Annotated in this window: 17 protein-coding genes; 2 read left to right on the plus strand and 15 right to left on the minus strand. The window is 71.7% G+C overall.

What is annotated here, in order from left to right; translation table 11 throughout:
* Window positions 1-20: 20 nt before the first annotated feature.
* The 8 genes from BJ958_RS14015 to BJ958_RS14050 form a co-directional block, all read right to left on the minus strand.
* Complete coding sequence (locus tag BJ958_RS14015; protein WP_179727393.1) at window positions 21-803, minus strand: glucosamine-6-phosphate deaminase; 783 nt, start codon at window positions 801-803, stop codon at window positions 21-23.
* A complete protein-coding gene (gene nagA / locus BJ958_RS14020; protein ID WP_343052680.1) occupies window positions 803-1,915 on the minus strand; it encodes an N-acetylglucosamine-6-phosphate deacetylase in 1,113 nt (370 codons plus the stop codon). Before nagA ends, BJ958_RS14015 begins: the two co-directional genes overlap by 1 nt.
* Window positions 1,912-2,796, minus strand: a complete 885-nt coding sequence (locus BJ958_RS14025) for an ROK family protein (RefSeq protein ID WP_179730175.1) — start codon at window positions 2,794-2,796, stop codon at window positions 1,912-1,914. Before BJ958_RS14025 ends, nagA begins: the two co-directional genes overlap by 4 nt.
* Before the next feature lie 11 nt (window positions 2,797-2,807).
* Complete coding sequence (locus tag BJ958_RS14030) at window positions 2,808-4,223, minus strand: glycoside hydrolase family 3 protein (protein ID WP_179727394.1); 1,416 nt, start codon at window positions 4,221-4,223, stop codon at window positions 2,808-2,810.
* Window positions 4,220-5,062 carry a carbohydrate ABC transporter permease gene (locus BJ958_RS14035; RefSeq protein ID WP_179727395.1) on the minus strand — a complete coding sequence of 281 codons (843 nt, stop codon included), beginning with the start codon at window positions 5,060-5,062 and terminating at the stop codon, window positions 4,220-4,222. Before BJ958_RS14035 ends, BJ958_RS14030 begins: the two co-directional genes overlap by 4 nt.
* Window positions 5,062-5,958 (minus strand): ABC transporter permease subunit, encoded by an 897-nt coding sequence (locus BJ958_RS28555; RefSeq protein ID WP_218865753.1) that lies wholly within the window; start codon window positions 5,956-5,958, stop codon window positions 5,062-5,064. The genes BJ958_RS14035 and BJ958_RS28555 overlap by 1 nt, the downstream gene beginning before the upstream one ends.
* A gap of 102 nt (window positions 5,959-6,060) precedes the next feature.
* Window positions 6,061-7,347: an extracellular solute-binding protein gene (locus tag BJ958_RS14045; RefSeq protein WP_179727397.1), complete on the minus strand. Its 1,287-nt coding sequence runs from the start codon at window positions 7,345-7,347 to the stop codon at window positions 6,061-6,063.
* Window positions 7,348-7,377: 30 nt separating this feature from the next.
* Entirely contained in the window at window positions 7,378-8,508 is a 1,131-nt protein-coding gene (locus BJ958_RS14050; protein ID WP_179727398.1) for an ROK family transcriptional regulator, read from the minus strand.
* 94 nt (window positions 8,509-8,602) lie between these two features.
* On the opposite strand from BJ958_RS14050, the gene BJ958_RS14055 reads away from it, so the two are divergent.
* Both BJ958_RS14055 and BJ958_RS14060 read left to right on the plus strand, forming a co-directional pair.
* The gene (locus tag BJ958_RS14055; protein ID WP_179727399.1) at window positions 8,603-9,685 is read left to right on the plus strand and encodes an ABC transporter ATP-binding protein; all 1,083 of its coding nucleotides are present in this window, start codon (window positions 8,603-8,605) and stop codon (window positions 9,683-9,685) included.
* Window positions 9,686-9,716: 31 nt separating this feature from the next.
* On the plus strand, window positions 9,717-10,136 hold the full coding sequence (locus tag BJ958_RS14060; RefSeq protein WP_179727400.1) for a DUF6542 domain-containing protein: 420 nt from the start codon (window positions 9,717-9,719) through the stop codon (window positions 10,134-10,136).
* Between the two features lie 13 nt (window positions 10,137-10,149).
* Here BJ958_RS14060 and BJ958_RS14065 read toward each other — a convergent pair whose 3' ends face one another.
* The 7 genes from BJ958_RS14065 to rpsK all read right to left on the minus strand — a co-directional run bounded on the left by BJ958_RS14065 (window position 10,150) and on the right by rpsK (window position 15,781).
* Window positions 10,150-11,106, minus strand: coding sequence for an IS481 family transposase (locus tag BJ958_RS14065; protein ID WP_179727401.1), 957 nt, complete (start codon window positions 11,104-11,106; stop codon window positions 10,150-10,152).
* A 104-nt stretch (window positions 11,107-11,210) separates the two neighbouring features.
* Window positions 11,211-11,828: an L-threonylcarbamoyladenylate synthase gene (locus tag BJ958_RS14070; RefSeq protein WP_179727402.1), complete on the minus strand. Its 618-nt coding sequence runs from the start codon at window positions 11,826-11,828 to the stop codon at window positions 11,211-11,213.
* Window positions 11,828-12,844, minus strand: a complete 1,017-nt coding sequence (locus tag BJ958_RS14075) for a 4-hydroxy-3-methylbut-2-enyl diphosphate reductase (protein ID WP_179727403.1) — start codon at window positions 12,842-12,844, stop codon at window positions 11,828-11,830. The genes BJ958_RS14070 and BJ958_RS14075 overlap by 1 nt, the downstream gene beginning before the upstream one ends.
* A 91-nt stretch (window positions 12,845-12,935) precedes the next feature.
* Complete coding sequence (gene rplQ / locus BJ958_RS14080) at window positions 12,936-13,511, minus strand: 50S ribosomal protein L17 (RefSeq protein WP_179727404.1); 576 nt, start codon at window positions 13,509-13,511, stop codon at window positions 12,936-12,938.
* 70 nt (window positions 13,512-13,581) lie between these two features.
* Entirely contained in the window at window positions 13,582-14,604 is a 1,023-nt protein-coding gene (locus BJ958_RS14085) for a DNA-directed RNA polymerase subunit alpha (protein WP_179727405.1), read from the minus strand.
* Window positions 14,605-14,739: 135 nt separating this feature from the next.
* Window positions 14,740-15,348, minus strand: coding sequence for a 30S ribosomal protein S4 (gene rpsD / locus BJ958_RS14090; protein WP_179727406.1), 609 nt, complete (start codon window positions 15,346-15,348; stop codon window positions 14,740-14,742).
* 31 nt (window positions 15,349-15,379) lie between these two features.
* Window positions 15,380-15,781: a 30S ribosomal protein S11 gene (gene rpsK, locus BJ958_RS14095; RefSeq protein WP_038681087.1), complete on the minus strand. Its 402-nt coding sequence runs from the start codon at window positions 15,779-15,781 to the stop codon at window positions 15,380-15,382.
* Window positions 15,782-15,823 lie beyond the last annotated feature (42 nt).

A 15,823-nucleotide genomic window follows, 5' to 3' on the forward strand; every position in this document is an offset into this window, starting at 1 on the left:
CGCGCGACGGGTCATCGCGCTCACAGCCGCTGCCAGGCCGGCTTGGCGTCGTACACCTCCCGGTAGTGGGCCCGTCGGGCCAGCCCGGCACCCGCGGCCTCGTCGCAGAGCACGGTGACGTGGGGGTGCAGCTGCAGCACCGATGCGGGGCACGAGGCCGACACCGGCCCCTCGACGGCCGCCGCCAACGCGGCGGCCTTGCCTGCACCGGTGGCGAGCAGCAGCAGGTGCCGCGCGCGCAGGATGGTGCCGAGCCCCTGGGTGAGGACGTGGCGCGGGACCTCGTCGATCGAGCCGAAGAAGCGGGCGTTGTCGCGCCGGGTCTCCTCGGTCAGCGTCTTGAGCCGGGTCAGCGACGCGAGCGACGAGCCGGGCTCGTTGAAGGCGAGGTGCCCGTCGGAGCCGATGCCGAGGACCTGGACGTCGATGCCGCCGGCGGCGACCAGCGCCTCCTCGTACCGCTCCCCCGCGCCCGGCAGCCCCTCCGGCTCCGGGGAGGGCCCCTGCACCCGGTCGGCCGGGATGCCGAGCAGGTCGGTCAGCTCGCGCGCGATCGTGGCGCGGTAGCTCTCGGGGTGGCCGGGCGGGAGGCCGACGTACTCGTCGAGCGTGAAGCACCGCACCCCGTCGTACGACGGCCCGAGGCCCGCCGAGTGCCGCCGGACCAGCTCCCGGTACATCGGCAGCGGGGTCGAGCCCGTCGCGAGCCCGAGCACGGCACCGCCCGGGCGGACGGCCGCCTCGACCACGTCGGCGCCGAGCGCGGCGACCTCCTCCACCGAGTCCAGCGGGACGACCTCCATCAGCGCTCACCCTCCAGTGATCCGTGCAGCAGCCGGCCGCCCACGACGGTGGCGACCACGTCCAGGTCGTCGTCGACGATCGTCAGGTCGCCACGCGCACCGGCGCTCAGTCGCCCGCGCGAGGTGTCGCCGACCAGGTCCGCCGCGACCGACGTGCAGCAGCCGACGACGTCGTCCAGCGACCAGCCGGTCGTCGACCGGAGCACTCGCAGGCACGCGGGCAGCGAGGCGGCCGAGCCGGCGAGGGTGCCGTCCTCGAGCCGCACCGTCCCCTCACGCACGACGACCGCCTGGTCCCCCAGCCGGGACGGCCCGTCCGGCATGCCGAGCGCGGCGGTGCAGTCCGTGACGGCCAGCAGCCGCGCCGGGCCGAGTGCCCGGGCCCAGGCGGCGAGGGTGATCGGGTGCAGGTGGTGCCCGTCCGCGATCACACCGGCCACGAGCCGCGGGTCCGCCAGGCCCGCGCCCACCGGGCCGGGGGCACGCCCGGCCAGCGCCGGCATCGCGTTGCCCAGGTGGGTCAGGGACCGGGCGCCGCGGTCGACTGCCGCAGCCACCTGCTCGGCGCTCGCCTCGGTGTGACCGACCGCGACCACCACCCCCGCGGAGGCCAGCGTCGAGATCACGTCGAGCGCGCCGCGCAGCTCCGGCGCGATGGTCACCATCGCCACCCCGGCCTCCCGCGACCAGCCGGCGACCAGCTCCGCGGACGGCGGGACCAGCCAGGCGGCCGGGTGAGCACCCTTCCGGGCGGGGGCGATCATCGGGCCCTCGAAGTGCAGGCCCAGCGGCCACGCTCCCGCCCAGCCCGCGGGCGGGCCGGCGGCCAGCGTCTCCAGCGCAGCGCTGCGCGCAGCGGGCGACGAGGTGATGATCGTCGGCAGGAACGCCGTCACGCCGTACGTCGGCAGCGCCGCCGCCACCTCCCACAGCCGCGTCGGCTCGAGGGTCAGGTCGATGCCGGCCGCCCCGTTGACCTGGAGGTCGATCAGGCCGGGCAGGACGGTCAGCCCGGACGCGTCGTAGGCCGGCCCTTCGTGGACTCCCGGGGCCACCACGCCGTCCACGACCGTCACGTCGACCGATCCGCCGACCACCCGCAGGGAGCTCACGACGCCCCCAGCAACGCCGCACCCAGGGCCGCCACCGGCCGGTCCGGCGGCGCCAGACGCAGTCGCCCGGCCAGGTCGAGCGAGCGCAGGAACGGCGACGCCGCGGCCTGCTCGGCCAGTGCGTGCGCGACCGCGACCCGAAGCCGCTCGCCGACCTGCGCGACGCCGCCGCCGAGCACGACGACCGCGGGGTCGACGGTCAGCGCCACCAGGCGCACGGCGTCCGCGACCCGCGCCGCGAACCGGTCGCGCACCGCCGCGGCCTCGACCGAGCCGGCGGCGGCCGCGTCGAACAGCGCCTGCGCCGCGGGCTGCCCGTCGCCGGGCCAGAGGGTGGCGATCGCCGAGCCGGAGGCGACGGTCTCGAGGCAACCGACCTGCCCGCACTCGCAGCGCGGGCCGGCGGGGTCGACGGGGATGTGCCCGATCTCGCCGGCGGCGTTGCGCGACCCGCGCCGCAGCACACCGTCGAGGACGAGGGCGGCGGCGAGGCCGGTGCCGAGGCTGAGGTACCCGAGGTCCCGCTCCCCCAGCAGCGCGGCCGCGCCGAGGGCGGCCGCGTTGGCGTCGTTGTCGAGCACGACCCGCGCACCGGTCACGGCGCCGAGCCGCTCGCTGAACGGGTACCCGTCGGCGACGCCGAGGTTCACCGCGTGCCGCACCGTGCCGTGCTCGACATCGACCAGGCCCGGGATCCCGACGCCGACCACGCCCGCCCCGGGTCCGCCGGCTGCCGCCCGCAGCTTCTCGACCACCTCGGCAGCCGACGCGACCACCTGGTCGCCGCCGGTGGGGCTGGCGACCCGCACCGAGGCGAGCAGGTCGCCCTCCACCGACGCAACGACCCCGAGGATCTTGGTCCCGCCGATGTCCAGTCCCATGAGCACGCCGCTCACCTGTGGAGCCCCGCTTCCCGGAGGATCGACGTCACGGCCGCGATCGACGGCTGCCCGTTGCCGCGGGTGCAGATCCGTGCGTGCGGCGCGGCCTCCCACCCGGTCCGGGGGCCCGGCCAGCCCCACTCGACGACGACCATCGGCCCCGGGTGCGCGGCCAGTGCGGCGCTCACCTCGGGACGGCGGTGCGCATCCCGGACCTGGACGACGACCGGCCCGGTCGGCAGCGACGCGCCCGCCGCCACCACCTCGTCGGGTGAGAGGCCCCAACGGCCCGCACCCACGGCGATGTTCGCCTCGGTCTCCACGCTCACGACCCGGGCACCGGAGAGGTCGGGCAACGCGCCCTCGACCACGCACGCCTGTCGCGCCGCCGTCACCAGCGCGTCTGGGGCGGGCAGCATGCCGGGCAGGCCGGCCCCGCGCCCGATCCGTCCGGCCCGACCGGCGGCCTCGGCCAGCCGGACGAGGGGCAGCCGGCCCGTCCCGACAGCAGCGACCACCGCGGCCTGGACCTCACGGACGAGCGAGGCCGGCTTGTCCGGTCCGATGCAGAGCAGGTCGCAGCCGGCGGCCAGCGCGAGCACCGCAGCCTCCGGGATCCCCCGGGAGGCCGAGGCACCGGCCATGTCGAGCGCGTCGCTGACGATCGCGCCGGCGTACCCCAGCTCCTGGCGCAGCAGCGACAGCACGGGCGCCGACAGGGTCGCCGGGAGGTCGGGATCCACCGCGGGGACGAGGATGTGCGAGGTCATCACCGACGCCGCGCCGGCCCGCACCGCAGCCGCGAAGGGCACCAGCTCGCGTCCCCGCACGAGCGAGGCGTCGGCGCCGAGCACCGGCAGCGTCAGGTGGCTGTCCTGGCCGGTGTCGCCGTGCCCGGGGAAGTGCTTGACGCAGGCAGCGACTCCCGCCGCCTGCAGGCCGGACACCCACGCGGCGACGTGGCGGGCCACGAGCTCGGGGTCCGCACCGAAGCTGCGGGTGCCGATCACCGGGTTGTCCGGGTTGCTGTTGACGTCGGCCACCGGTCCGAGGTCGAGGTCGATCCCGACGGAGGCGAGCTCCGCGCCGACCGCGAGGCCGACCGACCGGGTCAGCGCGACCGAGTCCACCGCACCCAGCACCGCAGCGCCCGGGACCGGGCTCGCCGACCGCGTGTGCAGGCGGGTGACGTCGCCGCCCTCCTCGTCCGTGGCGACCAGCGCCGTGGGCCGGCAGGAGCGGATCGCCCGCACCAGGTCCGCGACGTCGGACAGTGAGCCGGTCAGGTTGGAGCCGAACAGGCAGATCCCGCCGAGCCCCTCCTCCAGCAGCTGGGCCCACTCGTCGGTGAGCACCGGGCCGGCGAAGGACGCCAGCTGCACCTCGAGCGCGAGGCGCTCGACACCAGCACCCGTCGGACGGCTCATCCCTTCACCGCACCCGCGGTCAGGCCGGTCACCATCCGGCGCTGGACGAGCAGGAAGAACACGATGACCGGGACGGTGATCAGCGTCGACGACGCCATGATCGCTCCCCAGTCGACGCCGCGGCTGCGCGAGTCGGTGAACGCCACCAGCCACACCGGCAGCGTCTTGCTGCCCGGGTCGGTCATCACGACGACCGCGAGCGTGAACTCGTTCCAGGCCTGGATGAACCCGAAGACACCGGTGGCCACCAGGCCCGGCGCGAGCAGCGGCAGGGTCACCCGGAAGAACGCTGCCGTGCGCGAGCAGCCGTCCATCATGGCCGCCTCCTCGAGCTCGCGCGGCACGCCGTCGACGAACCCGCGCAGGGTCCACACGGTGAACGGCAGCACCCCGGCGACGTACACCAAGCTCAGGCCGATCACCGAGTTCAACAACCCCATCCCGTCGAGCATCTTGTACTGGCTGATGAACAGCGCCTCGGCCGGGACCATCTGGATGAGCAGCAGCGTCAGGATGAACGTACGACGCCCGCGGAAGCGGAACCTGCTCACCGCGACCGCCGCCAGGAACGCGAACAAGATCGCCACGACGACGGTCAGCAGGGTGACGCTGAGGCTGGTCACCATCGCGTCGCCGAAGCCGTCGTCACCGAGGACCTTGCGGTAGTTGTCGAGGGTGCCGTGCCACGGGAACAGCACCGGGTCCTCCCCCTTGATCCGGTTGCGGGGCAGGAACGACCGGCTGACCATCCAGTACACCGGGAAGACGCAGGCGAGCAGGACCAGGATGCCGACCAGGTCGGCGCCGATCCGCACGGCCGTGGGCGTGCGACGAGCCATCAGTCCTCCTCCTGCCTGATCATCAGCCGGATGTAGGGCGCGGTGAGCACGATGGTCAGCAACAGCATGAACATCGCGGCCGCGGCCGCGGTGCCGAAGTCCCCGCCCTTGATGCCGAGCGTGTAGATGTAGGTGCCGAGCAGGTTGGTGTCGGTGCTGACCCCGCCGGCCTTCTGGAGCGTGTAGACCTGCGTGAACACCCGCAGGTCCCAGATCACCTGCAGCAGCACGACCACCAGCAGCACCGGCCGGATCGCCGGCAGCACGACGTGGACGAACCGCTGCCACGGCGAGGCGCCGTCGATCTCGGCGGCCTCGACGACGTCCTCGGGGACCTGGGTGAGCGCGGCGTACAGGGTGAACACCACGAACGGGACGCTCATCCAGACCACGATGATCGTGGCGACGAGGAAGAACGACCACGGGTCGAGCAGCCAGCCGTGGCCCTCGAAGTCTCCGCCCGCCCGCGTCAGCAGCCAGTTCACGACGCCGTACTCGGTGTCGAAGAGGAACTGCCACACCGTCATCGCCGCCACGACCGGCATCGCCCACGCGAGCAGCAGCCCGCACTGGGCCAGGATCCGCACCGGCCGGCTCATCCGCGCCATCAGCAGCGCCAGGCCCAGGCCGATGCCGAAGGTCAGGCCGGCGTTGACGAAGCAGAACGCGACCGTCCTGAGCACGACGACCCACAGCTCGCTGTCGGTCAGCAGGTCGACGTAGTTGCCGACCCCGTTCCAGGCGGGTGGCTGGCCGAACTGCTGGGCCAGGCCGAACTCCTGCAGCGACAGCACCACCTGGCGCACCAGCGGGTAGCCGAGCGCGAGGGCGAGCAGCGCGGTCGCGGGGAGCACGAGGCCCAGCGGGAGGCTGGTGCGACGGGCGGGGCGGGACACGACATTCCTCTCGGGCAGTGTGGACGGCGGTGTGGACGGCGGTGTGGACAGCACGGTGTCCGGCCGGCTGGGGGCCGGCCGGACACCGTCGATCATGTCGCGTCAGTTGAGCTCGGCGTCGATCTGCTCGTCGGCGGCGGCCGCGAGCTTCTTCACGTCGCCGCCCTGCGCGATCTTGCTGTAGAGGTCCTCGAGCACGAACTTGCCCTCGACGGTCGCCCAGTTGGCGGCCGGCGGGGTGAGCTTGGCGTTCGACGCCGCCGCGATCGTGGCCTGGGCGAACTCGTCGTCACCGAGCTTGCTGGCGTACGACTGCCGCGCCGGGGTGAGACCGGCCTCGGCCATGATCGTCTGGTATTCCTCGCTCAGCATCAGGGACACCACGTCCCGCGAGAGGTCCTGGTTGGGCGACTTCGCCGAGATCGCGATGTTCGAGCCGCCGAGGAGCACCGGCGCGGGCTCGCCGTCGCTGCCGGGGAGCGCGAAGACGCCGACCTGCTTCGCGAGGTCGGGGCAGCCGCTCTCGGGGTCGGTGAGCATGCCCTCGACCCAGCCGGGGCGGGACATCATGCCGATCTTGCCGGCACAGAACGGCGTCACCGGGTCGGACTCGTTGGCGTCGGCGGGCGCACCGGAGGCCGTGGCGTAGAGGTCCTGGAAGGTCTCGAGGCCCTTGACGGAGTCAGGCGTCGAGAGGGTCGCCTTCCAGCCGTCGCCGTCGGGCTGGGCGAAGTCGCCGCCGGCGTCCCACAGGAAGGCCGCGCCGTCGCGCCAGTCCTTGCCGGGCAGCCAGTAGCCGGAGAAGTCGGCCTGCCCGCTGTCCTGCTTGAGCTTCTTGGCCGCCGCGATGAAGTCGGCCATCGTGGCCGGGACCTCGGTGATGCCGGCCTTCTCGAAGAGGTCCTTGCGGTAGAAGACGTACGTCGAGCCCGCGTAGTAGGGAACCGCGAAGGTCTTGCCGTCGGCCGAGCCGGCCTCCACGAAGCCCGGCAGCAGGTCGTCCCCGCCGAGGTCGGCGAGGTCGCCGGACAGGTCGCTGAAGGCGCCCACGGTGGTGAACGTCGCGGCCTGGGTGTTGCCGACCTCCACCACGTCGGGGGTCTGGTCGGCGGAGGTCAGCGCGGTGGTGAGCCGCTCGACGAGACCCTCCCACTCCTGCTGCTCGATCTTGAGGGTCGAGCCGGGGTGCTCCTTCTCGAAGGTCTCCTTGAGCCAGGTCCGGGCGGAGTCAGGGGTGTCCGCGCCGTTGAGCCACACCACGATCTCGGCCTTGTCGGGGCCGCCGCCGGCGTCCTCCTTGTCGGAGCCGCAGGCACTGGTCACGCCCAGCAGGGCGGTGATGGCTGCGACGGCCACGCTCTTCGTGGCCAGGGTCTTGTTGAGTCGCACCGCTGATTTCCCTTCGATCTTCCTCATGGTTCAGGACACCCCCAGCTCGCCGGCGAGCACCACGCCCGTGGCTCCGGCGAGCACGCCGTCGTCGCCGAGGGACGACGTACGGACGACGAACTGCTGGGCCGACACCGGCATCACCCGGTCCCGGACCGCTTGCTCGGCCACGCGGGCCAGCGGCTCGACCAGGTCGGCCGGCCCGCTGAGCACCACCTCGCCGAGGTTGAGCGTGGCCACGACCGGCGCGAGCGCCTGCCCGAGGCGGGCTCCGGCGTCGGCGAGCACCGCGTCGGCACCGGCACCCGCGGCAGCGAGCTCACGTCGCAGCCGCGGCACCGCGAGGTAGGTCTCCAGGCAGCCCGGCCGGCCGCAGCCGCACAGCGGGCCGTCGGGGTCGACCTGGACGTGGCCGATCTCGCCGGCCGCACCGCCCTGCCCGTGCAGCAGGGCGCCGTTGATCACGAGGCCCGCGCCGAGACCGGTGCTCAGCCGGAGCAGGAGCAGGCCGCCCTCGCCGCGGCTGCCGAACACGAACTCCCCCATCACGGCGGTGTTGGCGTCGTTGGCGACGTAGACCGGCAGGTCGAGCGCGGCGGCCAGGTCCTCGGCGAGGTGCAGGTCGTGCCACCCGAGGTTGGGCGCGTCGAGCACGACACCGTCGGGCGTCACGACACCGGGCGTCGCGACCGCGACGCCGAGCAGCGGGCGGCTGCTGCGCGCGATCAGGTCGGCCGCGAACTCGCGGACCAGCGCCACGGCGTCGGCGCCGGTGCGTCCGTCGCGCGGCCGGGCGTCGCGGAGCACGACCTGGCCCTCGAGGGTGAGCACCGCACCGGCGACCTGATCGTCGACGGACAGGTCGATGGCGACCACGTGCTTGGCGTCGGCCACCAGCCCGACCATGGTCGGGGGCTTGCCGACCCGGCTCTCGGTCGGCGTACCGAGCTCCTCGACCAGGCCCTCGGCCAGCAGCTCGGCGACCAGGTCGGACACGGTGACGCGGGTCAGCCCGCTGCTGCGGGCAAGGTCGGCGCGACTGGCCGGCCCGGCCGCGAACAGCTCCTGGAGCAGCATCGAGCGGTGGTGGCGACGGGAGTCGGCACGGTCGAGCTTGATCCGCTCTCGGGGCGACCGGGAGGTCGGGCTGCGCCAGGACATGTTTGTTAGTTCAGCACACTTACATATACCCTCGCAAGCACCGAATGCGATCCAGGTCACACACTGGGGTCAGGCACAGAGTCGAGGAGCAGCGATGGCCACCATCACCTTCGAGGGCGCGCAGCGGTGGTACGCCGGCGCGGACGCCCCCGCCGTACCCGGCATCGACCTCGTGGTCGAGGACGGCGAGTTCCTCGTCCTCGTCGGTCCCTCGGGCTGCGGCAAGACCACGACCCTGCGGATGCTCGCGGGCCTCGAGGAGGTCGACGCGGGCCGGATCCTGATCGGCGAGCGCGACGTCACCCGCCTCGCACCCAAGGACCGCGACATCGCGATGGTCTTCCAGAGCTACGCGCTCTACCCGCACAAGACGGTGCGCGAGAACCTCGGCTTCGCGCTGAGGATCGCGAAGGTCGGGCGCGAGGAGCGCGAGCGCCGGGTCGCCGACGCAGCCGCGCTGCTGGGCCTGACCGAGCTGCTGGACCGCAAGCCCAGGCAGCTCTCCGGCGGCCAGCGGCAGCGGGTGGCGATGGGCCGCGCGATCGTCCGCTCCCCCCAGGTGTTCTGCATGGACGAGCCGCTGTCCAACCTCGACGCCAAGATGCGCGTGCAGACCCGCAGCGACATCGCCCGGCTGCAGCGCGAGCTCGGCGTCACCACGGTCTACGTCACCCACGACCAGGTCGAGGCGATGACGATGGGCGACCGGGTCGCGGTGATGAACGGCGGCGAGATCCAGCAGGTCGACGCTCCCCTGGCGCTCTACGACCGGCCCGCCAACCTGTTCGTCGCCGGCTTCATCGGCTCGCCCCAGATGAACCTGATGGGCGCCAAGGTCGGCGGTGACGACGGCCTCGCGCTCGGCGGGTACGCCGTCCCGCTCGACGCGCGCACCCGTGCCTGCCTGACCCCGGAGGTCACCGTCGGGGTGCGCCCCGAGGCCTGGCAGCTGGTGGAGCCCGGCGCCGGGATCCCGGTCCGGGTCAGCCTGGTCGAGGAGCTCGGCTCCGACGGCTTCGCCCACGGCACCGCCGACCTGGGCGACGCGACCGCCACGGTCGCCGTACGCCTCCCCTCGCGTGGGCACGTCGGGCCCGACGACGTGCTCCACGTCGCGATCCCGGCGGGCGCGGCGCACGTCTTCGACACGGCGACCGGACGACGGTTGAGTCCCTGATTCCGTCGCACCGATGTCCTAGCGTGGAGACGTGAGCAGCGCCACGCAGCGCCATCGGACCCTGTGGGAGGAGGGCCGCCGTCCCGGCCGGGAGGTGGCCTCCCTGGTGGTCGCGCTCCTGCTGAGTGCGACCGTGGTCGACCTTGCGCTCTCCGCGGGCCTCGGGCTGTTCTTCGACCTGGCGTTCGTGTCGCTGTGCGTGGGCGCCGCGCTCGCCGTCCGACCGCCCGACTTCTTCCTGATCGGCGTGCTGCCGCCGTTGGCGATGGCCCTGGTGGTGCTCCTGCTCGGCATCAGCGACCGCGGCAGCATCGCCCGCGCGGACGACGGCCTGGTCCAGGCCGTGCTGGCCGGGCTCTCGCGCCACGGCATCGCCCTCGCGCTCGGGTACGCCGCCTGCCTCGGCCTGCTGGCCCTGCGGCGCTCCTTCGTCGAGCACCACCCGCGCTAGATGTACCCGGCCATCAGGTTGGTAGCAGTCGGCTGATCGGCGGTTTGCCTCCGAGTGCGCTGTGGCGGCGTTCAGTGTTGTAGTGCTCGAGCCAGGGTGCAAGAGCGGCCGCTCGCTCGTCGTTGCTGGTGAAGACCTGGCGGTAGGCCCACTCGGTGGCCAGGGTGCGGTTCAGCCTCTCGACCTTCCCGTTCTGCCACGGGCAGTGGGGACGGATGAACTTCTGGACGATGCCGTGCTCGGCGCACACCGTGCGCAGCGAGTAGCGGTAGGCCCAGGCGTTGTCGGTCATCAACCGCTCGATCCGAGTGATCCCGTGATCGGCGAAGTTGGCGATCGCACGCTCGAGGAACGCGGCACATGTGGTGCCCTTCTCGTCGCGCAGCACCTCTGAGTAGGCCAGCCGGGAGTGGTCATCGACGAGCGAGTGGACGTAGTCGTAGCCGGGCCCGTTGACGCGGTCGCGAGGGATCGCCCGGCCGTGGACGCGCCAGCCGCCGCCGTCGGGGATCCGGCCGATCTTCTTCACGTCCATGTGGACCAGCTCGCCTGGGCGGTCGCGTTCGTAACGAACGGCGGTCTGTTTCGAGGACCGGATGACCTCGCCGGTGATCGGGTCCAACTCGCGAAGGTAGGGCACGCGATGGCGGCGCAGGATCCGGGACACGGTACGCGGAGGCACGCCGAGCTTGGGGCCGAGGACATCGGGGCCGTCGCGGAGCTCGGTCCGGGCGGCGAGGACCTTCTGCTCGATCTCGTCGCTGGACTTGGTGGGCATCGTGTGGGGGCGTGACGAGCGGGTGGTCAGGCCGACTTCGCCCTCGGCGGCGTAGCGGTCGATCCAGGTCTTCACGCACTTGCGAGACACGCCCATCGCCGTGGCGATGTGGGCTTGCTTCCAGCCGGCCTGGTGGCGTTGGACGATCAATCGGCGACCGTGGACGGTCAGTCGGGCACTACCGTGGGACACGAGAACCTCCGGGTTGGAGTGGGCCTTAGACAAGCCACATCCCACCCGGAGGTTCTCGTTCGTTCAGCCAGGCTCGCCGCTACCAACGTCCTGGCCGGGTACAGCTAGAAGCGGTCGGGGTCCCCCGCGCCGCGCCGGATCACCTCGGGGTAGCCCTCGGACCAGTCGACGACGGTGGTCGGCTCCGGCTTGACCTCGCCGGCCTCGACCACGATGTCGACCTCGTGGTCGAGGTCCTCCTTGATCTCCCAGCCCATGGTCCGCGGCTCGGTCTCGCCGGGCAGGATCAGGGTGGAGCTGAGCAGCGGCTCACCGAGCTCCTCGAGCAGCGCCTGCACGAAGGTGTTGTCGGGGATCCGCACGCCGACGGTCTTCTTCTTCGGGTGCAGCAGCCGTTTCGGCACCTCCGGCATCGCCGTGAGGATGAACGTGTAGGGGCCCGGCGTCGCCGACCGGATCGCCCGGAACGCCGAGTTGTCGACGTGGACCAGCTGGCCGAGCTGCGAGAAGTCGCGGCACATCAAGGTGAAGTGGTGCTTGTCGTCGAGGCCCCGGATCCTCAGGATCCGGTCGCGGCCCTCGCGGTTGCCGATCCGGCAGCCCAGCGCGTAGCCGGAGTCGGTCGGGTAGGCGATCAGCGCGTCGTCCTGCAGCGCGGCGACGATCTGCTGCAGCGTGCGCGGCTGCGGGTTGTCCGGGTGGACGTCGAGGTAGCGGGCCATCAGGCGCGAACTGCGGTCTTGGTGCTGCGCCCGGCGGCCTTGAGGTCGCGGTGCAGCTCCTTGGGCAACGAGAAGGCCAGGGTCTCCTCGGCCGTCTGGACCGCCCGGGCGTCGGGGTAGCCGCGCTCGGCGAGGTAGGCCAGGACCTCGGTGACGAGGTGGTCGGGGACCGACGCGCCGGAGGTGACGCTGACGGTCGCGGCGCCGTCGAGCCAGGACTCGTCCAGCTCGGACACGTCGTCGATGCGGTAGGACGCCTTGGCCCCCGCCTCGAGCGCGACCTCGACGAGGCGCACCGAGTTGGAGGAGTTGGCCGAGCCGACCACGATCACCAGGTCGGCGGCCGCACCGATCTCCTTGACGGCCACCTGACGGTTCTGGGTGGCGTAGCAGATGTCGTCGCTGGGCGGGTCCTCGAGCTGCGGGAACTTGGCCCGGAGGCGTCGTACGGTCTCCATGGTCTCGTCGACGCTCAGCGTCGTCTGCGAGAGCCAGGCGAGCTTGGCGTCGGGGGGGAACTCCAGCTTGGCCACGTCGTCGGGGTGCTCGACCAGGACGGTCTGCTCGGGCGCCTCGCCCGCGGTGCCCTCGACCTCCTCGTGGCCCGCGTGCCCGATCAGCAGGATCGTGTAGCCGTCGGCGGCGAAGCGGACCGCCTCGCGGTGCACCTTCGTCACCAGCGGGCAGGTGGCGTCGATGGTCTTCAGCCGGCGCTCGGCAGCCTCGTTCACGACGGCCGGCGAGACACCGTGCGCCGAGAACACCACGCGCGCACCGGCCGGCACCTCCTCGAGCTCCTCGACGAAGATCGCGCCCCGCGCCTCGAGGTTGGCGACGACGTGCTTGTTGTGGACGATCTGCTTGCGCACGTAGACCGGCGAGCCGTAGAGGTCCAGCGCCTGCTCGACCGTGACGACCGCACGGTCGACACCGGCGCAGTAGCCGCGGGGGGCCGCGAGCAGCACCTCACGCTCGCTGTCCTCGAGCAGACGCGGGCTCCCCAGGTCGATCGTCATGGGTTCCAGTCTAGGAGGCCGCGCGAGCGAGAAGGAAAAGCACGACGGCCCGCCACCCTCGCGGGTGACGGGCCGTCGTCAGAGCGTGTGCTCAGGCCTTGTCGGCGTCCTCGGTGGACTCCTCGGCGGGCGCCTCCTCGGCGGCCTCCTCGGTGACCTCGGCCTCGGCCTCGGGGGCCTCGACCTCGGCGGCCTCGGTCTCCTCGACCTCGCTCACCTCGGCCTCGGGGGCCTCCTCGACCGGAGCCTCGGCAGCCGGAGCAGCCTTGGCAGCCGTCGGCGCGGCCGGCTTGAACGCCTCGGTGACCAGCTCGATGACCGCCATGGGGGCGTTGTCGCCCGCACGGTTGCCGATCTTGGTGATCCGGGTGTAGCCACCCGGACGCTCGGCGAAGGTCGGCGCGATGTCCGCGAACAGGGTGTGCACGACACCCTTGTCACGGATGTCCTTGAGGACCTCGCGGCGCTGGTGCAGCGGGTTCTCGCCGAGGTGGGCCTTCTTCGCCTTGGTGATCAGCTTCTCGGCGTACGGACGCAGCGTGCGCGCCTTGGCCTCGGTGGTCGTGATCCGGCCGTGCTCGAAGAGCGCGGTGGCCAGGTTCGACAGGATGAGGCGCTGGTGCGCGGCGCCACCGCCGAGGCGGGGGCCCTTCTTGGGCTTGGGCATTGCTTCTCTCGATTCTCCCCGGCCGTGTCAGGTACCGGGGTAGTTGCTGTCCCGAGCGGGACGGATCAGATCAGAACTCCTCGGACTCGATGAACGACTCGTCGTCGTCCTCGTCGTCCGAGTAGTTGGCCAGGGCGGCCGACGGGTCGAAGCCCGGGGCGCTGTCCTTGAGGGACAGACCCATCTCGTGGAGCTTGGCCTTGACCTCGTCGATGGACTTCGCACCGAAGTTGCGGATGTCCAGCAGGTCCTGCTCCGAGCGGCTGATGAGCTCACCCACGGTGTGGATGCCCTCGCGCTTGAGGCAGTTGTAGGACCGGACGGTCAGCTGCAGGTCCTCGACCGGGAGGGCGAGGTCGGCGGCGAGCTGCTCGTCGACGGGCGACGGGCCGATGTCGATGCCCTCGGCCTCGACGTTGAGCTCACGGGCCAGGCCGAAGAGCTCGACCAGCGTCTTGCCGGCCGACGCGATCGCGTCGCGGGGCAGGATGGACGGCTTGGTCTCGACGTCGATGACGAGCTTGTCGAAGTCGGTGCGCTGCTCGACGCGGGTGGCCTCGACCTTGTAGGTCACCTTGAGGACCGGGCTGTAGATCGAGTCGACCGGGATCCGGCCGATCTCGTTGTCGGCGCCCTTGTTCTGGACGGCCGAGACGTAGCCGCGGCCGCGCTCCACGACGAGCTCGAGCTCGAGCTTGCCGTTGTCGGAGAGGGTGGCGATCTTCAGGTCGGGGTTGTGGACCTCGACGCCGGCCGGCGGCGCGATGTCGGCACCCGTGACGTCACCGGCACCCGACTTGCGCAGGTACATGGTGACCGGCTCGTCGTGCTCGGAGGAGACGACGAGACCCTTGAGGTTGAGGATGATCTCGGTGACGTCCTCCTTGACGCCCTCGATGGTCGAGAACTCGTGGAGGACGCCGTCGATCTTGATGCTCGTGACCGAGGCACCGGGGATCGACGAGAGGAGGGTACGACGCAGCGAGTTGCCGAGCGTGTAGCCGAAGCCGGGCTCGAGCGGCTCGACGACGAAGCGCGACCGGAACTGGTCGACGGTCTCCTCCGACAGGGTGGGGCGCTGTGCGATGAGCACTTGTTTCGTTCCTTTCCGGGCCGACCGCTATATGAGGACCCAGACGTGGTGCGGAGATGGAGAAGAGGGACTGCGGGACGACGCATGCCCGCCCCGGCTCCTCCACGTGGGAGGTCGGCCGGGACGGGCTCGCGATCACTTCTTGGAGTAGTACTCCACGATGAGCTGCTCCTGGATCGGCATGTCGATCTGCTCGCGCACGGGGACCTGGTGGACCAGGATCCGCATGCGGCTCGGGAGCGCCTCGAGCCAGGCCGGGACGATCCGCTCGCCGTGGGTCTCGCGAGCCACGATGAACGGGGTCATCTCGAGCGACTTCTCGCGCACGTCGATGATGTCGTACTGGGTGACCTGGAAGGACGGGATGTCGACCTTCTTGCCGTTGACCAGGAAGTGACCGTGGGTCACCAGCTGGCGGGCGTGGCGGCGGGTGCGGGCGAAGCCGGCACGGTAGACCACGTTGTCGAGACGGCACTCGAGGAGCTGGAGCAGGTTCTCGCCGGTCTTGCCCTGGCGACGGGCAGCCTCCACGTAGTACTTGTGGAACTGCTTCTCCAGCACGCCGTAGGTGAAGCGGGCCTTCTGCTTCTCCTGCAGCTGGTTGCGGTACTCGCTCTCCTTGACCCGCGCGCGGCCGTGCTGGCCCGGGGGGTAGGGGCGCTTCTCGAAGGCAGCGTCGCCGCCGACGAGGTCGACGCCGAGACGGCGCGACTTCTTGGTCAGGGGTCCGGTGTAACGGGCCATTGAAGTTCTCCTCTAAGTCCTGGTCAGACGCTCAGACGCGACGGCGCTTCGGCGGGCGGCAGCCGTTGTGCGGGGCGGGGGTCACGTCCTGGATGGTGCCGACCTCGAGGCCGATCGCACCCAGCGAACGGATCGCCGTCTCGCGGCCCGAACCCGGACCCTTGACGAAGACGTCGATCTTCTTCATGCCGTGCTCCATCGCCCGACGGCCAGCGGCCTCGGCGGCCATCTGAGCGGCGTACGGGGTGGACTTGCGGGAGCCCTTGAAGCCGACGGTGCCGGCAGAGGCCCACGAGATCACCGCACCGGTCGGGTCGGTGATCGTGACGATCGTGTTGTTGAACGTGCTCTTGATGTGGGCCTCGCCCTGAGCGACGTTCTTCTTCTCCTTGCGGCGCACCTTCTTGGCGCCCGCGCGAGCCTTGGGAGGCATGCGTTATCTCCTTGAGAAAGCTGGTCGGTGTGAGAGGCGGTG

Origin of the sequence: Nocardioides kongjuensis, assembly GCF_013409625.1 — a bacterium.
Classification (GTDB): domain Bacteria; phylum Actinomycetota; class Actinomycetes; order Propionibacteriales; family Nocardioidaceae; genus Nocardioides; species Nocardioides kongjuensis.